The following is a 21,345-nucleotide window of genomic DNA, read 5'->3' as shown; positions in this document are numbered from 1 at the left end:
ATTATGCAGCCTTTTTTGCCGCCGTCAATACCCTCTTGCGGGGGCGTTGATGGCCTCACCGCGTGTGACCAAGGTCAGTAGCGGCGAGGGGGCGCATCTTGCCCATGTTTTTGATGTTTGAACAGTCTTGACGTGTTGACGAATTACGGGCATCGCGCGCATGGTGCGCGCTTGTTCAATCGCTACGAGACACCCAGATGCAACGCATCGCTCTTTTTCTGCTTGTCACTTGTTCGCTGTCTGCCTGCGCCGATGCGCGCCAACCATGGGTGGAGCTTGCTGGCCACCGATACACGGTCGAGCTTGCCAAGGATGACGCCGAGCGCGCCCGCGGCTTGATGTTCCGTGACGCCATGGCTGCCGATCGCGGCATGTTGTTCATTCACGACGTGCAAGAGCCACAGGCCTACTGGATGAAAAACACCAAAATCCCGCTGGATATTTTGTACTTCGATAACGACCGTAAGCTGGTGTCACAACAACGCGATGTACCACCGTGCTCACTGGGCGACGGCTGCCCGCCCTACCCCAGCAATGCACCAGCACGTTACGTGCTTGAACTCAACGCCGGTCAAGCTGAAAAACTAAAGTTGCAAGATGGTGCGGTGCTCACGTTTGCACCCAGCATTCCGCAGGCCAAGTGATCGCTTAGGCCTCGATCAACTCGTAGTCGTCCTTGCCAACACCACAGTCCGGGCACGTCCACGTCTCGGGGACATCCTCCCACCGCGTGCCCGGCGCAATGCCATCTTCAGGCGCCCCCTGCGCCTCGTCATAGACATGGCCACAAACCACGCACATATAGCTGCGAAAGGGGGCATCGGAGACGGGAGCAGGCATTGGCGCGATAATCCAAAGATGGTTACGTGGATTGTCCCATCCTCGCGTAGCCTTCGCCATTTTTTGCCGCTTCGTCATAGCAGACCAACATGAACTCAGACCACTCGCACGCCCTGTTCACCCGCGCCCAATCGCTGATGCCCGGCGGCGTCAATTCACCGGTGCGCGCCTTCAAATCAGTGGGCGGCGAGCCGTTTTTTGTGCAGCGCGCGGAGGGACCGTATTTGTTCGATGCCGATGGTAATCGCTATATCGATTACGTCGGCTCATGGGGGCCGATGATCGTGGGCCACAATCATCCGAAGGTGCTACAGGCGGTGATTGATACGGCGCGCAATGGCCTGAGTTTTGGAACACCAAACCCGCTGGAAGTCACGATGGCCGAGACCATCACCCAGCTGATTCCAAGTTGCGAAATGGTGCGCATGGTGAACTCCGGCACCGAGGCCACACTGTCGGCGATTCGGCTTGCGCGTGGTGCCACCGGGCGCAGTCGCATCGTCAAATTTGAAGGCTGCTATCACGGTCATGGCGATTCGTTTTTGGTCAAAGCCGGTAGCGGTGCATTGACCTTCGGCGTGCCCACCTCGCCGGGCGTTCCCAAGGCCTTGGCCGACCTGACCTTGACATTGCCCTACAACGATTTTGATGCTGCAACACATCTGTTTGACGACTGCGGTAGCGACATCGCGGCATTGATCATCGAGCCGGTAGTGGGCAACGCCAATTGCCTGCCGCCACGCGATGGCTATCTGCATCATTTGCGCACACTTTGCACGCAGCATGGCGCACTATTGATTTTTGATGAAGTGATGACCGGTTTCCGCGTTGCACTCGGCGGCGCGCAGGCGCGCTACGGGGTGACGCCGGATCTTTCCACCTTCGGAAAAATCATCGGCGGCGGCATGCCCGTAGGCGCGTACGGCGGCCGCCGCGAACTGATGCAGCAGATCGCACCGAGTGGACCGATCTATCAAGCCGGCACCCTCAGCGGCAATCCGGTGGCAATGGCGGCGGGGCTGGCGATGTTGGACTTGATTCAAGCGCCGGGCTTCTACGATGCATTGGAGGCCAAAACCCATGCCCTGTGCGATGGCCTAGAGGCCGCCGCGCGCGATGCCGGCGTGGCCTTCAGCACACAACGTGTGGGCGGCATGTTTGGCCTATTTTTCAGCGCAGAAACTGTGGACACCTTTGCGCAGGCGATGGCCTGCGACACCGCCGCATTCAACCGTTTCTTCCACGCGATGCGCGAGCGCGGCGTGTACCTTGCACCGTCCGCCTTCGAAGCCGGCTTTATGTCCATTGCGCACACTGACGATGTGATTATTGACACCATCGACGCGGCGCGTGCGGCATTCCAAGAGATCTGACATGGGTGATGCGAAGCCGGTGCGGGGCAACGATGGCGGCGGCGAATTCTTCGCCCCCGTCCTGCAACCCGCCAGCCGGGAGGGCTTGCGCTACCGGTTGTATCGCCTGATGTTCCACCACGAAAGTAGTAGCGAGCGCAATTTCGACCTCGCACTGATCGCTATCATCGTCGCCAGCGTGCTGGTGGTGCTGCTGGACAGCGACCCGGATGTGAAGGCGCGCTGGCACGTCCAGCTGTACTTGGCAGAATGGGTGTTCACCCTGTTGTTCGCGGTGGAGTACTCGGTGCGGATCTGGGTGGTGCGCGCGCCGCTGCGCTATGCCCGCAGCTTCCTCGGCATCGTCGACCTGCTGGCAATCCTGCCAACCTTCCTGTCACTGCTGTTCCCGGCCAGCGCATCACTCACGGTGGTGCGCATCCTGCGGCTGCTACGGATCTTCCGGATCCTCAAGCTGGTGAAATACTCCGATGAGGCCGGCCTGCTGACCCACGCGCTGATCCGTAGCCGGCGCAAGATTCTGATCTTCGTGCTGACCCTGCTGACCATCGCGGTGATCTTCGGCGCACTGATGTACGTGGTGGAAGGCCCGCAACATGGTTTCGATAGCATTCCTACCGGCATGTATTGGGCGGTGGTGACGATGGCTACCGTGGGTTACGGCGACTTGTCACCTGCGACCGGTGTCGGGCGTTTTTTGACATCCACGCTGATCATCATCGGCTATAGCATTATTGTGGTGCCCACCGGCATCTACAGCGCCGAACTGGCCCGCACCATGCGCACGCGCGGTCGCGTGCAGGTGCGCTGCCCACAATGCAGCCTGACCGAGCACGACGACGACGCATGGTTTTGCCGTAAATGCGGCGAGGCGCTGCCGCATGTGGACAACAGCGCGCCCTAACTGCGCACAAACGCCCCCAGTGCCCCACGCAGCCGCACCAACCCATCCGCAACTTCGGCATCGCTGATGTTGAGTGCAGGCACCAAGCGCAACACATCGGGTCCGGCCTGAAGCAGCAGCACGCCATTCGCGGCGGCGTGGTCGAGAATCGCGGCAGCTTTGCCGGCGTGTTCGGGGGTGAGTACCGCGCCCAGCATCAAGCCACGGCCGCGTACTTCGGCAAATAAACCCAGGTCTGTGTTGATCGCGGCGAGGCCTGCACGCAGGGCGTGTGATTGGCGCTGCACATTAGCGACGATCTCGTCCGAAGCGAGTTTTCGTAGCGCCACTCGCGCCACCGCTGCGGCCAGCGGATTGCCACCGAAGGTGGTGCCGTGCGCGCCAAATTGCATCGCATCGGCGACCTTTGGGCCCGCCAATAATGCGCCGATGGGAAAGCCGCCACCGAGGGCTTTGGCCAAGGTGACGATGTCGGGTGTCACCGCATCTTGCCAATGTGCAAACAGGCTGCCGGTGCGGCCCATGCCAGCCTGGATTTCATCCAGCACCAGCAGTGCATCGTGCTGATCACACAGCGCGCGTACCGCTTGCAAGTAGCCGGGCGCGGCAGGAATGACGCCGCTTTCGCCCTGTACCGGCTCCAGCATGACGGCGGCGACATCGCCGCTGGCCATCGCTGTTTCTAGCGCGTGAATGTCGTTGAAATGCACATAGCGAAAGCCGCCCGGCAACGGCTCGTAGCCTTGTTGATATTTGGGCTGCGCAGTGGCGGTGACGGTGGCCAAGGTGCGGCCGTGAAAACTGCCGTGAAAGGTGATGATGGTGCGGCGCTCGGGCCCACGGCCGCGATCACTGGCCCATTTGCGCACCAGCTTGATCGCCGCTTCATTGGCCTCTGCACCGGAGTTGCACAGGAACGCGCGGGTGGCAAAACGCGAGGCTGCCACCAGTTCTTGTGCCAGCCGCAGCGGTGGTTCGCTGTAGAACACATTGCTGGTGTGCCAGAGCTTGCCGGCTTGCTCGATCAGTGCAGCATTCAGCTCCGAGTTGCAGTGCCCCAGGCTGCACACGGCAATCCCGGCACCAAAATCCACATAGTCACGGCCTTCGCTATCCCACAGGCGTGCGCCTTCGCCGCGGGCAAGGATCAACTCGCGTTGCTTGTACACGGGCAGCAGACGCTCGCGGCCCAGTGCCAACAGCGCGGCGGTATTTGTGTCGCTTGTCATCTCACCAAACTCCTGTATTGGGCATCGAAACCCACGGCTCTTGCGGCGCCAAGTGGCCGTCTTGCAACAATTCCACCGAGATCAAATCCGGCGAGCGTACAAACGCCATATGCCCATCCCGAGGTGGGCGATGGATGGTGTAGCCCATGTCCAGCAAGCGCTGACAGGTGGCATAAATATCATCGACGCGGAACGCAAGGTGGCCGAAGTTGCGGGCCGTGCCGTAGTCCTCATCGGAGCCCCAGTTGTGGGTGAGCTCGATTTCGGCATCGGGGTTGTCATCGGCGGCCAAAAAGATCAAGGTGAACTTGCCTTGCGGGTTGTCCATCCGCCGGGTTTCGCGCAAACCCAAACCTTCGCAATAAAACCGTAGCGATGCCTCGACATCGCGCACGCGCACCATGCTATGCAGGTATTTCATTCAACGTCCTTTAAAAGTGACACGCTCAAGCATCCAGATACAAGTCGGGCAGCAGTGGCTTGCTGGGATCCACTGCGTAGTGCGACAAATCGGTGATGCCGGTAGCGCGCAGCACATCATCATCGATCAAAAATTGACCATTACATTCGGCCGCATTGCGCGTTAGCACGGCATGCGCAGCATCGCCCATGATCGCGGGTGAGCGCCCGTTGCCAGCATCCACGCCGGGGATCATGTGCAGCGCGTCGGTGGCAATCAACGTCCGTGGCCACAGCGCATTGACCGCCACGCCCTGCGGGCCAAACTCGGCGGCCAGCCCAAGGGTGACAAAGCTCATGCCCATTTTCGCCAAGGTGTAGCCGGTGTGCGGGCCCCACCATTTGGGATCCAGCGTGGGCGGTGGGCACAGGGTAAGGATGTGCGGGTTCGCCGCCTGTAACAGATGCGGCAAGCACGCTTGCGCGCACAGAAAACTGCCACGGCTATTGACCTGTTGCATCAGGTCGAAGCGCTTCATCGGGGTGTCCAACGTGCCGCGCAACCAGATCGCACTGGCGTTGTTGACGAGGATATCGATCCCGCCAAACATATCCACCGTCGCCGCCACTGCGGCACGCACTTGTTCTTCTTCGCGAATATCGCATTTGAGCGCCAACGCGCGGCCACCCGCGTCGATGACGGCCTGCGCGGCGCTGTGGATAGTGCCGGGCAATTTGGGGTTGGCGACCTCGGATTTGGCGGCAATTGCCACGTTTGCGCCATCACGCGCCGCGCGCAACGCAATCGCCAAACCGATCCCGCGGGAAGCCCCGGTGATGAACAGAGTCTTGCCAGCCAGCGTGGTCATATGCATTTCCTGTCTGAAATCAGCATGGAAGTGTAAGCCCGCCACCTATAATCCGCCGATGCATAGCGTCTGGTTCGACACCACCATCGCCTGGATCAGCGCCCATCCGCTGGCCGCGGGCGCGCTGGTCTTTCTGATTGCATTTAGCGATGCAGTCATCATCTTGGGGGCCATCGTACCGGCGCTGCCGTTGATGATTGCCATCGGCGTACTGATTGGCATGGGCGAATTATCAGGCCCGTATGCGGTGACCTGCGCAGCACTGGGCGCGCTGGCGGGCGATGGTCTGAGCTATTGGGTGGGCCGCCGCTGGGGCGAGTCCCTGCGTGGGGTGTGGCCGTTTCGGCGTTACCCCAGCCTGTTGGAGCGCGGTGAAAATTTGTTCCGTCGCAATGCCTTCAAAAGTATTTTGATTGCACGTTATGTGGGCGCGGTGCGGCCGTTTGTGCCGGCGATTGCGGGCATGGCAAACATGCCGCTTACACGCTATCTCAAGGCCAGTGGTCTGGCTTGCGTGTCATGGGCGGTGCTGTTCTTGCTGCCGGGCTGGGCACTGGGGCAGGCCTACGATGCGGTGGCGGCGGTGGCCGACAAACTCTTGCTGGTGCTGCTTGGCCTGATCACCGCCTTGGCCTTGGCGTGGGCGCTGGTGCTGTACACATGGCGCTGGTTTGCACTGCATGCCGACAGCCTGCTGGCACGCACACTGCGCTGGACGCATGCGCACCCACGCTTGCGCCACTACGTGGGCGCACTGATTGACCGGCGTCGCCCAGAAACCGCGCCGATTTTATTGCTGGCCATCTGTCTATTTGCGGTGGCGTGGCTATGGACGTGGTTCAGTGTCACCTTGCTGGCACGCGGCGGTCCTTTGCTGTTGGATCACGATGTGTATGCGTTGATGTTTTCACTGCGCAACCCGCTGGCAGACCGCGCAATGGCCACCTTGGCGGCCATTGGCAGTGCACCGGTGTTAGGCGCGGCATCGGCTGCGGCATTGGCATGGCTGCTGTGGCGACGGCGCTGGAAAGCGGCACTGCACTGGGTGGCCGCCATTGCCATCGGGCTGGGCCTGACCGAAGCACTGGATGCGGTGATCGACATGCCGCGCCCACCCTTTGCTGCGGCAGGCTTTGGCTTCCCCTCGGTGGCAGTCACCATGACCACGGTGGTGTTTGGCTTTTTTGCAGTACTAATCGCCCGCGAATTACCCGGCCGGCAGCGGGTTTGGCCGTATTTGTTGACCGGTGTGGCCACCGCCTTGGTGGGCTTTGCACGCTTGTACTTAGGTGCGCATTGGCTGTCCGACATCATTGGCGGCGTGTTGCTGGGTGCCATGTGGGTCCTAGTGATTGGCGTGGCGTATCGCCGCCATAGCGAGCGTTCGTTTTGGATGCGTCCGCTGGGTTGGACGTTTTATGGTGCCTTCGCGTTGGCCGCCTGTTGGTATGCCCCACGCAGCGCCCCACACACCTTGGCGCGCTTTGAGCCGCCGCCTCCTACCCAAACCATCACCATGGCCGATTGGAAAGCACAGGGCTTGGGCGCGGGTAGCGTGCGTTTTGATTTGGAAATCGCCGGCGATCTGTCCACCCTCAAACACACACTGTTGGCGCACGGTTGGCAAGCACAACCCGCCGCAGATTGGGTAAGCGCACTCGGTCTGATGAATGACAGCCTGTCGCCCGCCGAACGCCCGGTGTTGCCACTGGCGCTGGATGCGCACCCCGAACGACTCCTCCTGCGGCGGGTGGGAAAAACGCCCACGCAGATTGAAGTGTTGCGGGTATGGCCGGCACCGGTGCGTGTGGCGGATGGCACGCCGCTGTGGGTGGCGCGCTATGAAAATATGCAGCTGCGCCGCCGTTTACGTTTATTGACGTTGTGGAAACCGGAACCGCCTGCGCATGCGCTGCCGAAGGATTTGCAGATGCTCGATGCCGACAACGCGCTACAGGTGTTGACGCATCCGCGCTGACGCTCGGCAAAGCCCTTCCCTGCAAGGGGAAGGAGAAAACCGCCGTGCGACTATCGCTGCTGCAAAGCCTCGAAAAACCGCCGTGGTGCGCCATCAAACCCGCCGTTGGACATGAACACCACATGGTCGCCACTGCGCACCTGCGTGTGCAGCGCGGCCAACAGCGCATCCACATCGGCCACCGCTTGTGCATGCCCGCGCACGCTGGCAATCACTCTGCCTGCATCCCAAGGCAATTCTGGGCGCGCCAGAAAAATCACCGCATCGGCAATATCCAGCGAGGGTGCCAGCGCATCGGCATGCGCACCCAGGCGCATCGAATTACTGCGCGGCTCCATCGCCACCACGATGCGCGCATCGCCGACCTTGGCACGCAACCCGGCCAGCGTGGTGTGGATGGCGGTGGGGTGATGGGCAAAGTCGTCATACACGGTAATACCCGCGTGCTGGCCTATCACTTCCATCCGCCGCTTCACACTATGAAACTGCGCAAGCGCCGGCAGGATGCCAACAATATCCACACCCACCGCCGCACACGCGGCCAACGCGGCCAAGCCGTTCAAGACATTGTGGTCACCCAGCAGCGACCACTCCACGCACCCCACATCAACCCCGTTGTGCAACACCACAAATGCACTGCCATCGTCGCGCAATTTGCGCGCACTCCATTCGAAGCTTTCATCGAAGCCAAAGCGCTCCACCGGCGTCCAGCAGCCCATCGCCAGCACCTCGGCCAAGTGCACATCATGCCCGTTGACGAGCAAGCGGCCACGCCGCGGCACGGTGCGCACCAAGTGATGAAATTGACGCTGGATGGCGGCCACATCGGGAAAGATATCGGCGTGGTCGTATTCCAGATTATTGAGGATGGCCACCAACGGCCGGTAATGCACAAACTTGCTGCGCTTGTCGAAAAACGCGGTGTCGTATTCGTCGGCCTCGACCACGAATTCGCGCCCCGTGCCCAGCCGTGCTGACCCCCCAAAATCCTCGGCCACGCCGCCGATCAAAAACCCCGGCACGCGTTTTGCGGCATCCAGCAAAAAACTCAAGATCGTGGTGGTGGTGGTCTTGCCGTGGGTACCGGCCACCGCCAACACATCGCGGCCCGGCAACACCTGTTCGGATAACCACTGCGCGCCGGAGGTGTAGCGCAGGCCGGCATCCAGCACATGCTCGACCGCCGCATTGCCGCGTGATAACGCATTGCCGATGATCACCGTATCGCAATCGCTGCCGATATTGGCCGGCACGTAACCCTGCTTCAAGGCGATGCCCAGCTGTTCCAACTGGGTGGACATCGGCGGATAGATATTTTGATCGCTGCCTTCCACCGCATGGCCAAGTTCGCGCGCCAACGCGGCGACGCCGCCCATGAAGGTACCGGCGATGCCGAGGATATGAAGTTTCATCCCGCCATCAACTCAGCCAAGGTCATGCCCGTGCTGGATCGCTTCCACGATGCGGGTGAACACCTCATCCAGCGCGCCCACGCCATCCACCACGGTGAGCTGGCCATGCTGGCGATAAAAATCCACCACCGGCGCGGTTTTTTCGTCATACACATTCAAACGATGGCGCACCGATTCGGGGGTGTCATCGGAACGCCCTTCGGCCTTGGCGCGGCCGGCTAGACGTTCGATGATTTGCTCGTTATCCACCACCAACTGCACGGCGGCATCGAATTTTTGCCCCAATTCGGCCAGCAGCTTGTCCAGTGCACCGGCTTGCGCCAAGTTGCGCGGGTAGCCATCCAAAATGAACCCCGCGCGGGTGTCATCGCGCGAAAAGCGGTCTTTCAGCATCCCCAGCAAAATGTCATCGCTGACCAAATCGCCACGCGCCATCACTTCTTTGGCTTGCAGGCCCAACGGGCTGCCGGCAGCCACTTCGGCACGCAATAAGTCGCCGGTGGAAATGTGCGGAACCTGAAGATGCTCCTTCAAGCGCGTTGCCTGGGTACCCTTGCCGGACCCCGGTGCACCCAATAGAACCAATCGCATCGAATCACTCCAAAAAATGTCTCGTGAATTGTCTTGCAAGACGGCGCTAGACTGCATTTTGCGCCGAAACCCGGCCAGCTTACTGCATTTCGCCGCCAATTCAGGCATCCCATTTGAAGGATTTTCCCATGCCCGCAGGTACCCTGCTGTATGCCCAAAGCGGTGGCGTCACCGCCGTCATCAATGCCACCGCATCTGCCGTACTGCAAGCTGCGCGAGTCAAAAAAGTCCGCGTGCTGGCCGCACGTAACGGCATTTTGGGCGCGCTGCGCGAGGAGTTGATCGACACCACCACGCTAACTGCCGCCGAAGTCAAAGGTTTGGCGCATACCCCCGGTGGCGCGTTTGGCAGTTGCCGGTTGAAGCTGAAGTCGCTGGCAGACGACCGCGCCAAGTACGCGCGATTGCTGGATGTTTTCAAAGCTCACGATGTGCGCTGGTTCTTGTACAACGGCGGTAATGACTCGGCCGATACCGCGCTGAAAGTCTCGCAACTGGCCGCCGAATTTGGCTACCCACTGACCTGCGTGGGCGTGCCCAAGACCGTGGACAACGATTTAGCCGTCACCGATTGCTGCCCGGGGTTTGGTTCGGCGGCCAAGTACACCGCCGTGTCGGTGCGCGAATGCGCGCTGGATGTGGCGGCGATGGCGGAAACTTCAACCAAGGTGTTTGTGTATGAAGCCATGGGCCGCCACGCCGGTTGGCTGGCGGCAGCGGCAGGCTTGGCAGGCACGGGCAAAGACGCTGCCCCGCAGCTGATTTTGTTCCCCGAGCGCGTGTTTGACGAAGCCGATTTCATGGCGAAGGTGGCCGCCATCGTCAAACGCGTGGGCTATTGCGTGGTGGTGGCCAGCGAGGGCATCCGCACCGCCGATGGCCGCTTCGTGGCCGATGCTGGCGGCGGCAAGGACAGCTTCGGGCATACCCAGCTGGGGGGCGTGGCGTCGCATCTGGCGGGCCGGGTGAATGACGTCCTAGGCTATAAGGTGCATTGGGCCCTGCCCGACTACCTGCAGCGCTCGGCGCGGCATCTGGCCAGCAAGACCGACTTGGAACAGGCGATGGCGGTGGGGCGGGCGGCGGTCGAATGCGCCTTGAACGGGCAAAACGCGGTGATGCCGGTGATCGTGCGCGATAGCGATGCGCCGTACCGCTGGCATATCGACATCGCCCCGCTGGCACGCATTGCCAATCAAGAAAAAACCATGCCCAAGGGTTTTATTCGCAAAGATGGCTATGGCATTACCACCGCTGCCCGTCACTACCTATCACCCTTGATCGAAGGGGAAGCCTATCCCCCGTATGGCCGGGATGGACTGCCCAATTACGTTACTCCCAGCATGCTGCATGTGCCGCGCAAGCTACGCCCATGGAAAGTGTGAGCTGCATCTAGCTTACACTTGCAAACGCTTATCCCCTCTCTCTCAAAGTCACTTGATTCAGGAACCAACCCATGAAAACTGCAATTGCGCTCACTTCACTGGCAATGGCCTTGGCCTTGGCCAGCACCCCCGCGCAAGCCCAATGGAATAAAAAGCAGAATGATCCGCAGGGTGCCGCTGCCGGCGCTAATGCAAAAGGTGCCGCCGCTAACTTGGAATCCTGCGATGAGCCGATGGGCACCATTGCCGTGGTGGAAGAACAAGATGGCGACTGGTATCGCTACCTGACCTCGGACCTGCGCCTGCCGTCCACCATTCCGGTGATCCGCATGCTGATTCAGCAGTCCAACTGTTTCGTGGTGGTCGAACGCGGCCGCGCCATGAAAAACATGATGCAAGAACGCGCGTTGATGGATAGCGGTGAGCTGCGCGAAGGTAGCAACTTCGGCAAGGGCCAGATGGTGGCCGCCGACTACACCATGAACCCCAGCATCAACTTCTCGCAAAGTAATGCAGGCGGCATTGGCGGTGTGCTCAGTGCGTTTGGCGGACGCGCCGGTGCGATTGGTGCGGTGGTGGGCGGCCTGAAGTTCAAGAAAGCCGAAACCATCCTGACCATGATCGACAACCGCTCCGGCGTGCAGATTGGTGTGGCGCAAGGCAATGCCACCAAGACTGATTTTGGTTTGGGCATTGGCGGTGGCGGTAGCGGCGGCTTTGGTGCGCTGGGTGGCTATACCAACACCCCCGAGGGCAAAGCACTGGCAGCTGCATTTGCCAATGCTTACAACAACCTTGTGCGCGCCATGCGCGACTACCGTCCGCAAGAAGTGCGTGGTGGCCTTGGCAAGGGTGGCAGGCTGAAAACCGGCAACTGAGTCAAGCCGTTGTTGCGATGATACAAACGCCCGGTCTCGCCGGGCGTTTGCTTTTGTCGATACACATCACATGCGATCCTGTGTGCATGCGCATCCTGCACGTCAAAGCCAAACCCCATTCGCGCGTCAGCACGCTCACGCAGCAAGACGATGGCACCTGGTTGGCGCAGCTCAAATCTGCGCCCGTGGATGGCAAGGCCAACGCGGAATTGATTGCCTTGGTGGCCCACCATTTTGGCTGCACGAAAGCCGCCATCACCATCAAAACGGGTGCGGGTAGCAAACTCAAGCGCGTGCTGGTGCCGGATTGATCCCGCGACCGAGTCTCAGCGACCCTTGTCCAGCGCCATCCGGATCTGCGAACCAAGATCTGCCAGCGCCGATTCAAAGCCCGGCCGCATCTGCTGCCACGCCACATAGTTGTCTTTGTGGGTGTCACTAGTGACCGGAATCGCCAACGATCCTTCCGGCAGTTCGAACACGAACACCGGGGTATCGCGCCCGCGACCGATCATCTGCGGCGTCAACACCTCAACCCGGAGTTCCTGCACCTGCAACGCCTTGCGCGTGTTCACCAAGAACACGTCCACATTGATCGCGGCTTGGGCACCGGTCGCGGCGCGCACAGCGGGAGACACCTCACCGTCACCAATGGAAAAATTTATCTTAGGTCGTGCCCGGTAGCCGTAGGGTGCGACTGGCACCATGTAATAACCGTAATAGCGGTCGGCCTTGAACCGCCCCCCCTTGACGGTCATAGTGTCGTTGCTGATCACATGCGCGATCTTTTGCCCACGCAGCGCGTCCACGGAACCGACCTGCTCCAACGGTGCCATGGCCACACCTGGCACCACGAGATGTTGCTGGATCGATTCGCCAATCTCGTTCCCGATCCGGCGCGCATCGTCTTCCAAAAATTGCTCCGCGAGTGGTTCGCGCGAGGCGGTATCGACGCCGCCAACCCCCAGCAGCGTGAGACCGAGGGCCATCGCCGCACCCGCCGCTTTCTTCCCGCCATGGCCTTCGCCGGACAGCAGGGTCAGACGTTCCAGCACGGTTCCTAGGCGGATGTTTACGCCGCTGACCACCATCGTGGACACCGGCTCCTGCAGCTTCGCGTTGTATAGATTGTCCTTGCGCCACTGATCCTTTGCATCGCCCGCACTGGCCAATGCACTGGCCAACAATGCGCCACCTAGCAACCAATACTTCATCGCGCGCTCCTTTTCCCCTATCCGCAGAGACTAGGGCGCGTCTGATGGCGGCAACACCCCGCGAACGCGGGGGTCACTTACAGCTGTTTCCCTCCACCGCCATCGCCACCGCGTACTGTGGCCGTGCGCCTAGTTTGCCGGCAGTTGCAGCATCCAGACCGTCTTTGAGATAGACACGCACGCGGCCTTGCGCATCAAGTTTGGGGGTTGCTGCGACGGCTTCTTTCCGCCAAATGCGGATGACCGCAAGCTGCCCGGGGCAACTGGCATTGGGCACGCGGAGTTCGTCGTTCAAGATCCAACCATTGGCGGTGGATGCCTGCACCTTGTGTGCGTCTTGCAGTTGCGCGCGCGCTTGGCAGCGCTCACTGGTGCGCACCGGCGTGAGTGTGTAAGGGGCCGTGGCGGTGCCGGTGAATTGCCCCTGCAAGCGCGCGCACGCTTCCGGGATGGTACGCAGCGTATGCAGCACGCCCTGTGCTTGCGGCGTCATCGGCCCGCGCTGAATTTCCGCCTGCTGCCCACCCGCAATCGCGGCAGCCATCGGCAGCAACATGCCAGCCAAAATCATGTGCAATCGCAGCATCGAACACCTCGTTTTCATCGCAATGCAGGCAGATTCGCATGTCTAAGCTGAATCCTGTGTACGGCTCTCCAATTCACGCTGGGGTATGCGATAGTCAGGCGTCGCCTACCACAGGAGTAGGCGCATCAACCTGCCGTCTTCCATTTCGAACACCCGGGGAGGGGATTCATGCTGGAGCAATATGGTTTGGTACTGGCGCTGGTCTGCGCCGTCATCGCAATCGCCTATGGCCTATGGGCCGCGGCTTGGATCAACAAACAACCTGCTGGCAACGAACGTATGCAGGAAATCGCCGGTGCCATTCAAGAAGGCGCACGCGCGTATCTCAACCGACAATATTCAACCATCGCGGTCGCCGGCGTGGTGTTGCTGGTGTTGATTGGTGTGTTTTTGAATATCCATACCGCGATTGGGTTTGCCATCGGCGCGGTGCTCTCGGGCGCGGCCGGTTACATCGGCATGAACGTCTCGGTGCGCGCCAATGTGCGCACCGCCGAAGCCGCCCGCAAAGGTATGGGCCCGGCGATGGATGTGGCGTTCAAAGGTGGCGCGATCACCGGCATGTTAGTGGTGGGCCTGGGCCTGTTGGGTGTGGCCGGCTACTGGTACGTGCTGGGCAAGATGGGGGTCGAGGAAAAAGAAGCCTTGCATGCGCTGGTAGGGTTGGCGTTTGGTAGCTCGTTGATTTCGATTTTTGCGCGCTTGGGCGGCGGCATCTTCACCAAGGGGGCCGACGTGGGCGCGGACTTGGTGGGCAAGGTCGAAGCCGGCATCCCCGAGGATGACCCGCGCAACCCGGCGGTGATTGCTGACAACGTAGGCGACAACGTGGGCGACTGCGCCGGCATGGCCGCCGACTTGTTCGAAACCTATGCGGTGACGGTGATTGCCACGATGCTGCTGGGTGGCCTGATGGTGGCCAGCGTCGGTCAGCACGCGGTGCTGTACCCATTGGTATTGGGCGGCGTGTCGATCATTGCCTCCATCATCGGCACCTTCTTCGTCAAAGTGTCGGGCAGTAGCCCCAACATCATGGGTGCGCTGTATCGGGGTGTGATTGTGTCGGCGGTCTTGGCAGCCATCGCCTTCTATCCAATCACCACGCAATTGATGGCTGATGCGTCATTCGGTGCAATGAACCTCTACGGCTGCGCGCTGATCGGGCTGGCACTGACCGGCGTCATCGTGTGGATCACCGAATACTACACCGGCACCCAGTACGCACCGGTCAAGCACGTTGCGCAGGCATCCACCACCGGCCACGGCACCAACATCATCGCGGGCCTTGGCGTGTCGATGAAGTCCACCGCACTGCCGGTGCTGGCGGTGTGCGCGTCGATCTGGGGGGCTCATGCGCTGGGTGGGCTGTACGGCATTGCGATCGCCGCCACCTCGATGCTCTCGATGGCCGGGATGATCGTGGCGCTGGACGCTTACGGCCCGATCACCGACAACGCCGGCGGCATCGCGGAAATGAGCGAGCTGCCCAGCGAGGTGCGCAACGTGACGGACCCGCTGGATGCCGTGGGCAATACCACCAAGGCCGTCACCAAGGGTTATGCGATTGGCTCAGCGGCGCTTGCGGCACTCGTCCTGTTTGCCGACTACACCCACAACCTGCAGACCGCGCACCCCGACGTCACCTTCACCTTCGACCTGTCCAACCACATGGTCATCATTGGCCTCTTGATCGGCGGCCTGATCCCGTACCTGTTCGGCGCGATGGCGATGGAAGCCGTCGGCCGCGCGGCGGGCAGCGTGGTGGAAGAAGTGCGTCGCCAGTTCCGCGAGATCAAGGGCATCATGGATGGCAGCGGCAAGCCGCAGTACGACAAGGCGGTGGACATGCTGACCAAGTCCGCGATCAAGGAAATGATCGTGCCATCGCTGTTGCCGGTCGCAGTGCCGGTGGTAGTGGGCTTGGCACTGGGCCCACAGGCGCTGGGCGGCTTGCTGATCGGCACGATTGTGACGGGCATCTTCGTGGCCATTTCCATGACCACGGGTGGTGGCGCGTGGGACAACGCCAAGAAGTACATCGAAGACGGTCACTTTGGCGGCAAGGGTAGCGAGGCGCACAAGGCCGCCGTCACCGGCGACACCGTGGGCGACCCGTACAAGGACACCGCCGGACCTGCAGTGAACCCGCTGATCAAGATCATCAATATCGTGGCGCTGCTGATCGTGCCGCTGCTGCCGGTCACCAGCAGCGGTGATGCGGCCAAACCACCGGTAGCGGTGAGCGCACCGGCCACAGCGCAGATGCAAGCCACGCCGGCGGTCGTGGACACTGCAACACCCCCTGCAGCGGAAACGGCACCCGCTGCCGATGCGGCCAAGCCAGCGCAGTAGTTTCATCAATACGCAGCAACAAAAACGGCGACCTTGCGGTCGCCGTTTTTGTGTCAGCCTTGTGCGCCTGACTTATTACTTCGCCAAGCGCTTGGCAATCGCCGCACCCAAATCGCCGGGGCTGCGCACGGTGGTGATACCGGCTTTTTCCATCGCCGCAAACTTGCCTTCGGCGGTGCCGGAACCACCCGACGCAATCGCACCGGCGTGGCCCATGCGCTTGCCCTTCGGCGCGCTGGCACCGGCGATAAAGCCCACCACCGGCTTGGTGACGTGCTTGGCAATGAACTCGGCCGCGTCTTCCTCGGCGCTGCCGCCGATTTCGCCGACCATGATGATGCCTTCGGTCTGCGGGTCGTTCTGGAACAGCGTCAGCGCGTCGATGAAGTTGGTGCCGTTGATCGGGTCGCCGCCAATGCCAATGCAGGTGCTCTGGCCCAGGCCCACGTCGGTGGTTTGCTTGACCGCTTCATAGGTCAGCGTACCGCTGCGCGAGACAATTCCGATCTTGCCCGGCAGATGGATATGACCGGGCATGATGCCGATCTTGCATTCGCCGGGGGTGATCACGCCGGGGCAGTTGGGGCCGACCAATACGGTATCGGCATAGCCCTTCAGTACGTTCTTGACGCGCAGCATGTCCAGCACCGGGATGCCTTCGGTGATGCACACGATGACTTTGATGCCAGCCGCTGCGGCTTCCATGATGGCGTCGGCCGCAAACGGCGGCGGCACATAGATGACCGAGGCATCAGCACCGGTGGCCTGCACGCACTGCGCCACGGTATCGAACACGGGCAGACCCAGGTGCGTACTGCCACCCTTACCAGGCGTCACACCGCCCACAACCTGCGTGCCGTAATCCAGCATCTGCTGGGCGTGAAAGCTGCCTTGCGAGCCGGTGAAACCCTGCACCAGTACCTTGGTATTTTTGTTGATCAAAACAGACATGGTGGGTTCCTTTTACTGGCCGGCGACGGCGGCAACCGCCTTCTTCGCGCCATCGTTGATGTCGTCGGCCGGAATGATGGCCAAGCCGGAGTTCTTCAGCAGGTCCTTGCCCGCTTCGACATTGGTACCTTCCAAGCGCACGATCACCGGGATCTTCACGCCCACCTCCTTGACCGCCGCAATGATGCCTTCAGCGATCATGTCGCAACGCACGATGCCACCGAAGATGTTGACGAAAATGGCTTTGACCTTGTCCGACGACAGGATTAGCTTGAACGCCTCAGTGACGCGTTCTTTATTCGCACCACCGCCGACGTCGAGGAAGTTGGCCGGTGCGCCGCCTTCCAGCTTGATCACATCCATGGTGGCCATCGCCAGACCGGCGCCATTGACCATGCAGCCGATATTGCCGTCCATGGTGACGTAATTGAGGTCGTACTGGCTGGCGCGCACTTCGGTTTCGTCTTCCTGACGGATGTCGCGCATCGCGGTCAGATCGGCGTGGCGGAAGCTGGCGTTGTCATCGGAATTGATCTTGCCGTCCAGCACGGCAAGGTTGCCGTCGGTGAGAATGGCCAGCGGGTTCAATTCCACCAAGGCCAAATCTTTTTCGTTGAACAGGCGATACAGGCCCAGCATGATTTTGGTCAGCTGGCCCACTTGCTTGGCGGTCAGGCCCAGCGCAAACCCAAGGTCGCGGCACTCGAACGGCTGCAAGCCTTGCACGTAATTGACGTGCAGGGTCTTGATGGCTTCGGGCTTCTCGTGCGCGACTTGTTCGATGTCCATGCCGCCTTCGGCGGAGGCAATGAAGGTGATCGACTTGGTATCGCGATCCACCAGCACCGACAAGTAGAGTTCTTTGGCGATGTCGGTGCCTTCACACACCAACACCGAATCCACCGGCAGCTCGACGCCGGCGGTCTGGTAGGTCGCCATCTTGGTGCCCAGCATGCCCTTGGCATACTCGCGCACCTCGTCCAAGGTCTTGGCCAGCTTCACACCGCCAGCCTTGCCGCGGCCGCCGGCGTGGATCTGCGCCTTGATGACCCACAGGCCACCTGGAATGGTTTTGGCCGCTTCAACGGCCTCCTCGGGCGTGCGCGCGACGCGCCCGGTTGGAACTGCAATGCCGTAATCGGCAAACAACTGTTTTGCCTGATATTCGTGGAAATTCATGGATCACCCGGGGAGAGGACGGACGCTCCGCGCTGCCGGGCACCCCGGCCGCACGCGGGCGGACACCCATTTTAGCGTGTTGCGGCGCGTCATGCGCTGCCAAACCGTATGGATCTTGCATACTCGCCAGATGACCAGCCTTCCCGCCCTCCCCGATAGCCCCGCGCTGCACACCGCAATCCGCCGCGAGCTGTACTCCTTCACCCTGTACCGGCTGCTGGAAGCGGCCTTGCTGTGCTTGACCGTATTCGCGCCGGTTGGACTGATTTTTGGCGAGCCGCGTCACCCGCATCTAGCCATCGCCATCGCCATCGTGTATCTGATCGCCGCGGTGGCGCTATTTTTCAGCGGTCGCCGTGGCCACATCACCACGCAAGTGGTGCTGGGTATCAGCATCGACATTTTGATCAGCACCTTGGCCACCAATGCCCTACCCGGCGTGGCCTCGGGCATTGCGATGATGTTGCTGTTCAATATCGGTGCCGCCGCATTGTTTCTGCCACTGCGCAAGGGCTTGGTGCTGGCCGCCATCGCCAGCGTGGCACTGGCGCTGCAACTGGGCTGGAGCTATCTCAGCAGCGATGCCATCACCCGTCCGCTGATCGAAATCCCGATGTTCGCGGTGAGTTATCTGGCCATCGCCACCCTGACCAGCCTGCTGGGTCAACAACTGCGCGCCACCGAGGCGCTGGCCGAACACCGTGGCAGCCAAGCCGCCAATTTGGCCGAAGTCAACGAGTTGATCATCCGCCGCATGCGCACCGGCGTGCTGCTGGTGGACGGTGATGGCGAAATTCGGCTGGCCAATGAAGCCGCGTTGCTGCATCTGGGTGCCGCCGGCGAGGGTCGGCGCATGCTGGCCACCGCCGCACCCCCCCTATACGCACGGCTGCGCCTGTGGGAGCGCAGCGGCAATCAGGACGCCACGCCCTTGCAGCTGGCGCAGGACCTGCCGGAAATCCTGCCGCGGTTTGCGCGCATGCTGGCCGATGGCGACCAAGTGCTGGTGTTTTTGGATGATGCCGAACTGGCCTCGCGCCGCGCCGAAAGCCTGACCTTGGCGACTTTGGGCCGGTTTTCCGCCAGCTTGGCCCATGAAATTCGCAACCCGCTGGCCGCCATCAGCTACGCCACGCAATTATTGGAAGAGTCGCAAGACATCAACCAATCCGACCGCCGCCTGCTGGAAATCATCTACCAGCAAACCCGGCGCATGAACGGCATCGTGGAAAGCGTGCTGGGCTTGGCCCGGCGCGAACGCGCGCAGCACGAGCATCTGGATTTGGGTGCATTTGCCCGTCAATTCGTTGCCGATTACCTCGAAAGCCACCCACTGGACAACGACACGTTAGACATCAAGCACACCGGCGGGCCGCTACCTTGCTTGGCCGACCGCCGCCAGCTACAGCAAATCGTCACCGTGCTGGTGCACAACGCGCTGGTGTATGGGCGCATGCCCGGCGAACCGGCGCAGGTCAGCGTGCATGTGCACCGCGACGACAAGGGCGCGCCGGTGCTGGACGTGCAAGATCGCGGCCCCGGCATCCCCGAAACCGTGGCCGCGCAGATGTTCCGGCCGTTTTTCACCACCTCCAGCCACGGCACCGGGCTGGGCCTGTATCTGGCGCAGGAGATGTGTCAGGCCAACCAAGCCGAGCTGATCCACATCCCCTTGCCGGCCGGCGGCACCTGCTTCCGCATCCGCCTCACCGGGGCCAGGGCCATCGCCACCCCCTGAGCCATACGCCTTCGCACATTGTCACAAAACGTCGCACTTGGACGCAGCGCGGCAATTGGGTATCGTGGCCTTAATGAACACACCCGCCCGCAGCACGACCAATAGCGTCCTCATCGTCGATGACGAGCGCGACATCCGCGAACTGCTGGTGCTGACCCTTGGCCGAATGGGCTTGAAAAGCGATACCGCCTCCTCCCTGCACGACGCGCGCGCGCTGCTACGGCACAACCAATACGCGCTCTGCCTGACCGATATGCGCCTGACCGACGGCTCCGGGGTTGAACTGGTCCAAGAGATCACCCAGCTCTACCCGCACACCCCGGTGGCGATGATCACCGCTTTCGGCAACCAAGAAGCCGCAGTTGGCGCACTGAAAGCCGGTGCCTTCGATTTTGTCAGCAAGCCGGTGGACCTCACCGTGCTGCGCGGCCTTGTTCAGCACGCGCTGAAACTTGGCAGCCAGCCACGCCCGCCCGGCGGCGACACCAGCAAGCCCACAGCACCGACTGGCGGCATGGCCGCACGCCTGTTGGGCCAGTCGCCGGCCATGACCGAACTGCGCACCACCTTGGCCAAGGTCGCCCGCAGCCAAGCCCCCGTGTACATCGCCGGCGAGTCTGGCGTCGGCAAAGAACTGGTGGCACGCACCATCCACGACGAAGGCGCGCGCGCCTCCGGCCCGTTTGTGCCGGTCAACTGCGGCGCGATCCCGGCCGAACTGATGGAAAGCGAGTTTTTCGGCCACAAAAAAGGCAGCTTCACCGGTGCCCATGCCGACAAGACCGGGCTGTTTCAGGCCGCCGAGGGTGGCACCTTATTTTTGGATGAAATCGCCGAATTGCCGATGCCCATGCAGGTCAAACTGCTGCGCGCCATCCAAGAAAAATCAGTCCGCCCGGTGGGTGCCAATGCCGAAGTCGCCGTCGATGTGCGCATTCTTTCGGCCACCCACAAAAACCTGGCCGCACTGGTCGATGAAGGCCGCTTCCGGCATGACCTGTACTACCGCATCAATGTGATCGAACTGCGCGTGCCGCCGCTGCGCGAACGCCGGCAAGACTTGAGCCTGTTGGCCGACGCCATCCTCACCCGGCTGGCCACCGCGCAAGGCCGCCCGCAGCCGGTACTGCACGCCGACGCCATCGAAGCACTGGCGCACTACAGCTTCCCCGGCAATGTGCGCGAGCTGGAAAACATCCTTGAGCGCGCCTTCGCACTGGCCGACGACGATGGCATCCGCGCCACCGACCTGCGCCTGCCGGATCTGCACCGCCCCGCCACCGCCAACGCCAACGCCACCCAGGTAACGCCAATCGGCCTGGATCCCAGCAAAATCGACCCGCGTGAATCCGCCACCAGTGCCCTGCCCAGCTTCATCGAAGAAATCGAGCGCAAGACCATCGAACTGGCACTGGCCGAAAACCGCTTCAACAAAACCCGCACCGCCGCGCAACTGGGCATCACCTT

General features: G+C 61.6%; 20 protein-coding genes. 10 read left to right on the top strand and 10 right to left on the bottom strand.

The features are described from left to right. The first annotated feature begins 197 nt into the window (after positions 1–197). A complete protein-coding gene (locus PK789_RS09180; protein WP_324308465.1) occupies positions 198–644 on the top strand; it encodes a DUF192 domain-containing protein in 447 nt (148 codons plus the stop codon). A 4-nt stretch (positions 645–648) separates the two neighbouring features. Here PK789_RS09180 and PK789_RS09175 read toward each other — a convergent pair whose 3' ends face one another. Beyond that, entirely contained in the window at positions 649–840 is a 192-nt protein-coding gene (locus PK789_RS09175; RefSeq protein WP_324308464.1) for a rubredoxin, read from the bottom strand. A gap of 89 nt (positions 841–929) precedes the next feature. On the opposite strand from PK789_RS09175, the gene hemL reads away from it, so the two are divergent. Further along, entirely contained in the window at positions 930–2,213 is a 1,284-nt protein-coding gene (gene hemL, locus PK789_RS09170) for a glutamate-1-semialdehyde 2,1-aminomutase (protein WP_324308463.1), read from the top strand. Position 2,214: 1 nt separating this feature from the next. Beyond that, a complete protein-coding gene (locus PK789_RS09165) occupies positions 2,215–3,117 on the top strand; it encodes an ion transporter (RefSeq protein WP_324308462.1) in 903 nt (300 codons plus the stop codon). On the opposite strand, the gene PK789_RS09160 is transcribed toward PK789_RS09165, so the two are convergent. From PK789_RS09160 to PK789_RS09150, 3 genes are read right to left on the bottom strand one after another with little or no spacing between them, the layout of a single operon-like run. After that, positions 3,114–4,346: an acetylornithine transaminase gene (locus tag PK789_RS09160; protein ID WP_324308461.1), complete on the bottom strand. Its 1,233-nt coding sequence runs from the start codon at positions 4,344–4,346 to the stop codon at positions 3,114–3,116. The genes PK789_RS09165 and PK789_RS09160 overlap by 4 nt on opposite strands. 1 nt (position 4,347) lies before the next feature. After that, positions 4,348–4,767 carry a VOC family protein gene (locus PK789_RS09155; RefSeq protein ID WP_324308460.1) on the bottom strand — a complete coding sequence of 140 codons (420 nt, stop codon included), beginning with the start codon at positions 4,765–4,767 and terminating at the stop codon, positions 4,348–4,350. 25 nt (positions 4,768–4,792) lie between these two features. Next, positions 4,793–5,614, bottom strand: a complete 822-nt coding sequence (locus PK789_RS09150; protein ID WP_324308459.1) for an SDR family oxidoreductase — start codon at positions 5,612–5,614, stop codon at positions 4,793–4,795. 58 nt (positions 5,615–5,672) lie between these two features. Here PK789_RS09150 and PK789_RS09145 point away from each other — a divergent pair, with 58 nt between their 5' ends. Beyond that, positions 5,673–7,592: a bifunctional DedA family/phosphatase PAP2 family protein gene (locus tag PK789_RS09145; RefSeq protein WP_324308458.1), complete on the top strand. Its 1,920-nt coding sequence runs from the start codon at positions 5,673–5,675 to the stop codon at positions 7,590–7,592. A 50-nt stretch (positions 7,593–7,642) separates the two neighbouring features. On the opposite strand, the gene mpl is transcribed toward PK789_RS09145, so the two are convergent. Together mpl and PK789_RS09135 are read right to left on the bottom strand one after the other, a co-directional pair. Then, entirely contained in the window at positions 7,643–9,004 is a 1,362-nt protein-coding gene (gene mpl, locus PK789_RS09140; protein ID WP_324308457.1) for a UDP-N-acetylmuramate:L-alanyl-gamma-D-glutamyl-meso-diaminopimelate ligase, read from the bottom strand. Between the two features lie 12 nt (positions 9,005–9,016). Continuing rightward, positions 9,017–9,595, bottom strand: a complete 579-nt coding sequence (locus PK789_RS09135) for an adenylate kinase (protein ID WP_324308456.1) — start codon at positions 9,593–9,595, stop codon at positions 9,017–9,019. Between the two features lie 128 nt (positions 9,596–9,723). On the opposite strand from PK789_RS09135, the gene PK789_RS09130 reads away from it, so the two are divergent. The 3 genes from PK789_RS09130 to PK789_RS09120 all read left to right on the top strand — a co-directional run bounded on the left by PK789_RS09130 (position 9,724) and on the right by PK789_RS09120 (position 12,169). Continuing rightward, positions 9,724–10,980, top strand: a complete 1,257-nt coding sequence (locus PK789_RS09130; RefSeq protein WP_324308455.1) for a 6-phosphofructokinase — start codon at positions 9,724–9,726, stop codon at positions 10,978–10,980. 71 nt (positions 10,981–11,051) lie between these two features. Then, positions 11,052–11,858, top strand: coding sequence for a CsgG/HfaB family protein (locus PK789_RS09125; RefSeq protein WP_324308454.1), 807 nt, complete (start codon positions 11,052–11,054; stop codon positions 11,856–11,858). Positions 11,859–11,944: 86 nt separating this feature from the next. Further along, complete coding sequence (locus tag PK789_RS09120) at positions 11,945–12,169, top strand: DUF167 domain-containing protein (RefSeq protein WP_324308453.1); 225 nt, start codon at positions 11,945–11,947, stop codon at positions 12,167–12,169. A 15-nt stretch (positions 12,170–12,184) separates the two neighbouring features. On the opposite strand, the gene PK789_RS09115 is transcribed toward PK789_RS09120, so the two are convergent. Both PK789_RS09115 and PK789_RS09110 read right to left on the bottom strand, forming a co-directional pair. After that, positions 12,185–13,042 (bottom strand): hypothetical protein, encoded by an 858-nt coding sequence (locus tag PK789_RS09115; protein ID WP_324308452.1) that lies wholly within the window; start codon positions 13,040–13,042, stop codon positions 12,185–12,187. 103 nt (positions 13,043–13,145) lie between these two features. Then, positions 13,146–13,658 carry a hypothetical protein gene (locus PK789_RS09110; RefSeq protein WP_324308451.1) on the bottom strand — a complete coding sequence of 171 codons (513 nt, stop codon included), beginning with the start codon at positions 13,656–13,658 and terminating at the stop codon, positions 13,146–13,148. 168 nt (positions 13,659–13,826) lie between these two features. Here PK789_RS09110 and PK789_RS09105 point away from each other — a divergent pair, with 168 nt between their 5' ends. After that, positions 13,827–16,010 (top strand): sodium-translocating pyrophosphatase, encoded by a 2,184-nt coding sequence (locus PK789_RS09105; RefSeq protein WP_324308450.1) that lies wholly within the window; start codon positions 13,827–13,829, stop codon positions 16,008–16,010. 75 nt (positions 16,011–16,085) lie between these two features. On the opposite strand, the gene sucD is transcribed toward PK789_RS09105, so the two are convergent. Both sucD and sucC read right to left on the bottom strand, forming a co-directional pair. Further along, positions 16,086–16,961 carry a succinate--CoA ligase subunit alpha gene (gene sucD, locus PK789_RS09100; RefSeq protein ID WP_324308449.1) on the bottom strand — a complete coding sequence of 292 codons (876 nt, stop codon included), beginning with the start codon at positions 16,959–16,961 and terminating at the stop codon, positions 16,086–16,088. Between the two features lie 12 nt (positions 16,962–16,973). Further along, complete coding sequence (gene sucC, locus PK789_RS09095) at positions 16,974–18,140, bottom strand: ADP-forming succinate--CoA ligase subunit beta (RefSeq protein ID WP_324308448.1); 1,167 nt, start codon at positions 18,138–18,140, stop codon at positions 16,974–16,976. Between the two features lie 130 nt (positions 18,141–18,270). Between sucC and PK789_RS09090 the strand changes: the two genes are divergently transcribed. Next, a complete protein-coding gene (locus PK789_RS09090) occupies positions 18,271–19,878 on the top strand; it encodes a sensor histidine kinase (RefSeq protein ID WP_324308447.1) in 1,608 nt (535 codons plus the stop codon). A gap of 73 nt (positions 19,879–19,951) precedes the next feature. Further along, positions 19,952–21,345: sigma-54-dependent transcriptional regulator (locus PK789_RS09085; protein WP_324308446.1), on the top strand; the 1,394-nt coding region annotated here is incomplete at its 3' end.

The organism is Thermomonas sp. (assembly GCF_035369645.1).
Classification (GTDB): domain Bacteria; phylum Pseudomonadota; class Gammaproteobacteria; order Xanthomonadales; family Xanthomonadaceae; genus Thermomonas.
This window is presented reverse-complemented; position numbering and strand designations above follow the sequence as displayed.

Coding starts and splice junctions, on each gene's coding strand:
- PK789_RS09180 (WP_324308465.1), top strand. CDS start 198: ATGCAACGCATCGCTCTTTTTCTGCTTGTCACTTGTTCGCTGTCTGCC.
- PK789_RS09175 (WP_324308464.1), bottom strand. CDS start 840: ATGCCTGCTCCCGTCTCCGATGCCCCCTTTCGCAGCTATATGTGCGTG.
- hemL (WP_324308463.1), top strand. CDS start 930: ATGAACTCAGACCACTCGCACGCCCTGTTCACCCGCGCCCAATCGCTG.
- PK789_RS09165 (WP_324308462.1), top strand. CDS start 2,215: ATGGGTGATGCGAAGCCGGTGCGGGGCAACGATGGCGGCGGCGAATTC.
- PK789_RS09160 (WP_324308461.1), bottom strand. CDS start 4,346: ATGACAAGCGACACAAATACCGCCGCGCTGTTGGCACTGGGCCGCGAG.
- PK789_RS09155 (WP_324308460.1), bottom strand. CDS start 4,767: ATGAAATACCTGCATAGCATGGTGCGCGTGCGCGATGTCGAGGCATCG.
- PK789_RS09150 (WP_324308459.1), bottom strand. CDS start 5,614: ATGACCACGCTGGCTGGCAAGACTCTGTTCATCACCGGGGCTTCCCGC.
- PK789_RS09145 (WP_324308458.1), top strand. CDS start 5,673: ATGCATAGCGTCTGGTTCGACACCACCATCGCCTGGATCAGCGCCCAT.
- mpl (WP_324308457.1), bottom strand. CDS start 9,004: ATGAAACTTCATATCCTCGGCATCGCCGGTACCTTCATGGGCGGCGTC.
- PK789_RS09135 (WP_324308456.1), bottom strand. CDS start 9,595: ATGCGATTGGTTCTATTGGGTGCACCGGGGTCCGGCAAGGGTACCCAG.
- PK789_RS09130 (WP_324308455.1), top strand. CDS start 9,724: ATGCCCGCAGGTACCCTGCTGTATGCCCAAAGCGGTGGCGTCACCGCC.
- PK789_RS09125 (WP_324308454.1), top strand. CDS start 11,052: ATGAAAACTGCAATTGCGCTCACTTCACTGGCAATGGCCTTGGCCTTG.
- PK789_RS09120 (WP_324308453.1), top strand. CDS start 11,945: ATGCGCATCCTGCACGTCAAAGCCAAACCCCATTCGCGCGTCAGCACG.
- PK789_RS09110 (WP_324308451.1), bottom strand. CDS start 13,658: ATGCTGCGATTGCACATGATTTTGGCTGGCATGTTGCTGCCGATGGCT.
- PK789_RS09105 (WP_324308450.1), top strand. CDS start 13,827: ATGCTGGAGCAATATGGTTTGGTACTGGCGCTGGTCTGCGCCGTCATC.
- sucD (WP_324308449.1), bottom strand. CDS start 16,961: ATGTCTGTTTTGATCAACAAAAATACCAAGGTACTGGTGCAGGGTTTC.
- sucC (WP_324308448.1), bottom strand. CDS start 18,140: ATGAATTTCCACGAATATCAGGCAAAACAGTTGTTTGCCGATTACGGC.
- PK789_RS09090 (WP_324308447.1), top strand. CDS start 18,271: ATGACCAGCCTTCCCGCCCTCCCCGATAGCCCCGCGCTGCACACCGCA.